Here is a 4,933-nt window from a genome sequence, read left to right on the forward strand (position 1 = left end):
ATCATGCTGGAAAATTATATAAGCAATCGAAATATATCACGTCATGGGATGCACTGAGCCGCGCATGGACATGGTCGTTGAGAGGACACCATACCCTCCGCGGACGGCCTCTCCCGGACATACTGGAGAGGGATGATGCCTTGAAGTTCGAGAGCAGACTGGCGACCAGGATCGCCGCGCGGAAGGATGACAGAAAGACGCTGAAGAGCGTCGCCTCGTTTGTGTGGATAGTATTCATAGTCCTAACGCTGACCTCAAGCACCATGGCGACCCCTCAGGCCGTGATCCAGCTTGGGTCCAAGAACTCTTTCGCGAAGTACATGGGCCAGTTCGACGGAAAAGCCAACGTGGTCATGCTGGGCGCGATATCAGTCGAGGACTGGGTTTCGATCAAGGTACCGTTCAAGGGCCATCTCTCAGACATCGAGTCCATCTCGTATTCGGACTTCATATCGCAGACAGGAGGGAGCGACGATCTGGAACCTTATGTCGTCCTCAAAATGCCAGTAGGTAGATACCTCGTCTGCTATCCAGAGGACTCCTATTCGGCAGGCTTCTGGAGCCTACCGTACTTCACTTGGCAGATGAGGGACACCGTGTCCCACGGCAAGTGGATGATAGCTCCGGTCAAGACAGAGTCGCTCGTGCTCTCCCTTGAGGAATGGATTTCGATCTTAGGCGATGATGAAGTCATCAGCGTCAGCATACACATCGGAGGTTGGGACATAGCCAACCCGTACCAATGCTACCTTGGAGACCTCGCGATCAACGGAAAGTTCATCGACATTGCCAACGCTGGCAGGTCCGCGGGCAAATCTGCAGATCTGCCCCTGGGGTTCTAGTTCACCAACGCTTTTCCATGTTCCTCAGGCGTTCGATACCCATCCTGAAGCCGGCACCGCCGTTCTCATGCCCCTTCCAGACCTCGATCGTGATCGGAACGTCCAAGCCGTTCAAGCAGGAGAAATCGACATGGCCGTCGCCGATCTGGAGCCCTTCTTTGTCGGGCGCACGCGCATCTGCCACGTGCGCATGTCGTGTCCTGTCGCCAAACGAAGACAGGAACCTCGAACAGTAACCGGGGTCGCCTTCGGGCTTGGACAGGTACCCATGACAGACATCGAGCGTAAACCCGTCGACAAGACCAGCGAACCGTTCGAGGTCCTCGACGGAAACGCATATGCTCGAATGCATTCTGTCGAGCTTCCTGTGCCAGTAGAACCAGGGCATGTTCTCGAGCAAGAGCCGAGATGGTCCGAGTGATTTGAGTGATAGTTCCAGGTTCGACAGCAGATTTTCCCGGTTTTCAACCTTCTTCCGGATGCCACCTGGGTGGATGACGATGTTGACGTTTCCCAGCGCGGCAGCATAGTCCCTCGTGAGCTCGATGGCGCTCACGCAGGCAGCTCTGAACTCCTTGTCCTCCGAGGCGAGGTCGAGCAGAACATCTCGGCCCTTGTAGGTTATGAGCTCCTGGGCGTGAATGAACTCGATTGACGGACGAGCTTTGCGATGAAGCTCCTGAAGCACCCGCTCTGAGATACGTTCCCGGTCGCCATCGAACAGGAGGAGCTCCGAGAAGTCCACCCTCGGAACGTTGATCGTCATGTAATCCTTGAGACTGATCATTATGCCGAGCTTGAGGATCCTACCCTCTCCAATGAGAGATAGTGGATGCAGGGCTATATGGATTCGCAAGCGAAGTGCCAACATCGAAAACGATTAATAGCGTCCGGCTCCGTGGGGTTGGATGCCATGGGCGAGAGCGTCATCGAGGTCAGAGACCTCGTGAAGAAGTTCAACGGAAGAAGCCCGGTCCTGGACGGGGTCTCCTTCTCAGTGGCTGAGGGGGAGTTCGTGATGATCTTCGGAAAATCTGGATGCGGAAAGACGACGCTCCTAAACATACTGGGCGGCCTGGACCGGCCTACTTCTGGTAGTGTGATCATCGACGGTCAGGATATCGTGGATATGTCCGAGGACGATCTCGCGAAGCTGCGGCTTGCAGAGATAGGATTCGTGTTCCAGGATTACAATCTGCTCATGGATCTCACAGTCAGGGAGAATGTGGCGCTCCCGCTCAGGTTCTCGAAGAAGAAGGATGGCGGCAGAGTGGACAAGCTGCTGGACAAGTTCGACATCAAGCACATAGCGAAGGAGACTGCAAACAAGATCAGCGGCGGTGAGGCGCAGAGGGCGGCGATTGCGAGGGCGATGATGAACGAGCCGAAGATCATACTCGCAGACGAGCCGACCGGCAACCTCGATGCGGAGAATACTGGAAACGTCATGGACATGTTCGATCGAGTGAGAAGGGAATTCGGCACTGCGATAGTGTTGGCAACGCACGACCGCGAACTAGCAAGGCACTCGACCTTCAGAGTCCATCTGGATTCGGGAAAGGCGATTGTCGACAGACCTGACGGCTGACTCGGCCAGGTTCCGGTTCTGAAGCTGAATTGCTGGCATTCCATGACCGTACACATGTGAGCATACACCCTGCAAAGGTAATAATAGGCCTCACCGATGCACGCCGGGGGACAGCCCAACGCCATATGGTGTCGAATTCATTGCTGGATTCTTCGTAGCTTTGGTGATGACCTTCGTCATCATCCCGTGGCTCATACCCAGGCTGAAGGCCAGGGGCGTAGTAGGAAGGGACCTGAACAAGCCCAGCAAGCCCGAGGTTGCCGAGATGGGAGGGATCGCTGTGGTCGTCGGGTTCTTCGCCGGAGTCAGCGTGCTCGTCGCCCTCAACGGCATCACGAACATCAACCTGCTTAACGTGGGCCTGTCTGCGGCCCTCGGCGCGGCCTTCGTCGGCATGATGGACGACCTGTTCGACCTCAGGCAGAGGCATAAGGCGTTCCTCCCGTTCGTGCTCGCGCTTCCTTTCGCGGCCGTGGCCGATCCACATGTCGTCATACCCCACGTGATCGAGCTGCAGTTCGGTCCTTGGATGATTCTCATTGTAGCGTTCGCGATCACGTGCGCCGCAAACGCTGCCAACATGCTCGAAGGGTTCAACGGCCTCGGGACTGGGCTGGGAATTATCATGTCGATAACCCTGATCGTACTCTCCCTTGTTCATGGCAGGCACGACGGGATTTACCTTCTTGTGCCTTTGGTTGGTGCGCTCACGGCCTTCCTGTGGTTTAACAAATACCCTGCAATCGTCTTTCCTGGAGACACGATGATGCTGTTCATGGGAGCATCAATAGCCGTCGCGGGGATTCTATCCAACCTCCAGGTGCAGACGACGTTCATCTTTCTGCCGATGATCGCAGAATTCCTTCTGAAACTCAGAGGCCACTTCAAGGCGGAGAATTATTGCTCAGAAGCAGGCAATGGCTATCTTGAGTATCACGGGAGAATCGAGTCTCTAACCCACATATTCATGAAGCACCTCAAGGTGAATGAGCAAGAACTTGTGGCGCTGATTTGGGGGATTGAGATCGCGATATGCTTGTTCGTGATCTCGGTGGACTACATACTGTGATCATTTTGGCTTTCCGTGCTGCTGTCCCCTATTCATGAACGATGATGCTCTAAGCGCAACGAGTTTCCCCACCCTCGAGGTCGTGTGAGATTGGTTTATCTAGGAAACAATGCGTCTATCTTGTCGTATGATCGGAGAATTCCGACAGGAGCTGCTAGCTCTTCTAGCTTGTCCGGACTGTTGCTCCAGTCTGGTTCGGTCGCTCGAAGGGCTCACTTGCGTGGGTTGTGGAAGGAGATATGAGCTAAGGAATGGAACACCAGTTCTATTTCCGAAATCTTTCGATGTTTGTCATCTGAGGACTGAAGAGCTTCTGTCGAAGACGATGATAAAGGAGAGCGTAGGCACAAAGGAGAGGTTCGACGAGAATCAGTGGCGCAGCTCCAAGAGAGAGTTCTGGGGTGTTGTTGCCGACAATATCGGAAAAGCCCCAAAGACAATGATAAACATAGGATGTGGCTATGACGATAGCTTCAAGCAATTCCAGGATAAGGGCCATCTATTCGTGAATTTTGACCTTGTCTATGAGATACTTGAATGGTTGAGTTCGAAATCCAACGCACGCAGCACCGTCGCGGGGGATGTCAAAAACCTCCCTTTCAAGGAGAGCAGCTTCGACTGTCTGGCAAGCATAGACCTGATTCACCATGAAAGTGAACAGCTAGAACAGCTCCTGACGAGCTTCCACCGTCTGTTGAGACCGGGCGGCCTGCTTTTCTTGGAGGATGTCAATGCCTGGGGTATGTTCCAGTTTCCGAAATCTATTCTTTTGCCCAAGGTTCTCCATAGGAACCTTCGGTCATTCCACCATAACGAATTGCTTCACTCGGAGCATCAACCTGCCGATTACGAGTTCCCGACGAATCCATTCAAGGTCAAGAAGACTCTGGAGAAAATTGGTTTCGTCGGTATCCTGTTCTTCCGGAATCGTTCCTATCCGACCAGGCATGAGAAGTTGTACAGGTTCTATACATTCTTTTCCGACAACGATCGCATTGCGAAGTATCACAACTATCATTACATGCTGATGGCCAAGAAGGCATCGTGACTGAATCCTTTGAGTGCATCTCATACATTAAATCTGCTCGACCGGGGAAGTCGTCATTCTATTTGCATCAAGGCCCTTCATGAGGGTGCCGTTCCCCCCTCTCCGCCGTTCTTCTTGCCTGGAGAGGTTCCCACAGTGCATCCCGGAAATGAATTGATTCACGACGTTTTCAAACTATCGGCAGGATGCTGGCTCAACGAACTGTAAAAGATAGGCTGCAGACGATGGGCAGGACAGCTAGGAGAGCTCACAAGATGGGATCCAGCCCGACGCGCACTCTGCCGAATACCTGCGTATCCTGAAAGGATGAGCGCGCTAGAATCACCTCCGAAAAACTGCTCCTCGGAGCCTTTTTCCCGACGTCACTTCGATGGTGTCATCGGCGG

At 53.7% G+C, this 4,933-nt stretch carries 5 protein-coding genes; 4 read left to right on the forward strand and 1 reads right to left on the reverse strand.

Features of this window, described 5'->3' with window-relative positions; translation table 11 throughout:
* The first annotated feature begins 140 nt into the window (after window positions 1-140).
* Window positions 141-842 carry a hypothetical protein gene (locus KJ653_06580; protein MBU0685493.1) on the forward strand — a complete coding sequence of 234 codons (702 nt, stop codon included), beginning with the start codon at window positions 141-143 and terminating at the stop codon, window positions 840-842.
* Window position 843: 1 nt separating this feature from the next.
* Here KJ653_06580 and KJ653_06585 read toward each other — a convergent pair whose 3' ends face one another.
* Window positions 844-1,629: a sugar phosphate isomerase/epimerase gene (locus tag KJ653_06585; GenBank protein ID MBU0685494.1), complete on the reverse strand. Its 786-nt coding sequence runs from the start codon at window positions 1,627-1,629 to the stop codon at window positions 844-846.
* Window positions 1,630-1,755: 126 nt separating this feature from the next.
* Between KJ653_06585 and KJ653_06590 the strand changes: the two genes are divergently transcribed.
* The 3 genes from KJ653_06590 to KJ653_06600 all read left to right on the forward strand — a co-directional run bounded on the left by KJ653_06590 (window position 1,756) and on the right by KJ653_06600 (window position 4,547).
* A complete protein-coding gene (locus KJ653_06590; GenBank protein MBU0685495.1) occupies window positions 1,756-2,430 on the forward strand; it encodes an ABC transporter ATP-binding protein in 675 nt (224 codons plus the stop codon).
* Between the two features lie 166 nt (window positions 2,431-2,596).
* Window positions 2,597-3,499, forward strand: coding sequence for a hypothetical protein (locus tag KJ653_06595; GenBank protein ID MBU0685496.1), 903 nt, complete (start codon window positions 2,597-2,599; stop codon window positions 3,497-3,499).
* A 325-nt stretch (window positions 3,500-3,824) separates the two neighbouring features.
* Window positions 3,825-4,547 (forward strand): methyltransferase domain-containing protein, encoded by a 723-nt coding sequence (locus KJ653_06600; GenBank protein MBU0685497.1) that lies wholly within the window; start codon window positions 3,825-3,827, stop codon window positions 4,545-4,547.
* The last annotated feature ends 386 nt before the right edge of the window (window positions 4,548-4,933 follow it).

Source organism: Candidatus Thermoplasmatota archaeon, from assembly GCA_018814355.1.
In the GTDB taxonomy this organism is placed as follows: domain Archaea; phylum Thermoplasmatota; class Thermoplasmata; order UBA10834; family UBA10834; genus COMBO-56-21.